Annotated in this window: 1 protein-coding gene; it reads left to right on the forward strand. The window is 46.2% G+C overall.

The window, feature by feature from the left end:
- The coding region (locus R7190_RS27355; RefSeq protein ID WP_318137867.1) for a LysR substrate-binding domain-containing protein at positions 1–720 on the forward strand (720 nt) is incomplete at both ends.

Raw genomic sequence — 720 nt, forward strand, 5'->3', positions numbered from 1 at the left:
AAAGAAAGACAAGAAAAGCCCGTTGGTTTTTACCCAGACGGGAGAAATGGTCGTAAAGCAAGGTCGAGAGCTATTGGCCAAAGGACAAGATTTGGTAGAACTTGGCCGATTATGTCAGGGCGATGATATGAAAGGCCAGTTGAAGGTTGGGTGTATTCCAACGATTGCACCGTTCTTATTGTGTGACCTCGTCCAAGAGGTGAATTATCGATTCCCTCAACTAAACCTTCTATTAAGAGAAGACACCACCACCAATTTGTTGCAAGCGCTGCGTCATGGTGAGTTAGATGTACTGATCTTAGCGTTGCCTGTTGAAATCGATGGCATGGAGAGTCGCGTCGTCGGCAAAGATCCGTTCCGTATGGTGATCAGTGCAAACCAAGTCGATTCGATTCCTGTACCGATCCGTTATGACGATCTGCCGGATGAGTCGGTGTTCCTATTAGAGAAAGAGCATTGTTTAACTGAACATGCAGTTTCCGCTTGTAAGCTGACCGATAAAGAGAAAATTAACCCGTTTACGGCAACCAGCTTACATACCTTGGTGCAGATGGTCGCGAACGGCTTAGGTACCACTTTTATTCCTCAAATGGCAATCGAACACGGCTTGTTACACAACCAAAATTTGGTGGTGATCGACCCTCCTGGCCAGCAGGCGTATCGCGAAATTGGTTTGGTTTGGCGCCCTAGTTCATCAAGAACAAACACTTTTAACCAACT

This window comes from Vibrio sp. 1078-1 (assembly GCF_033340475.1).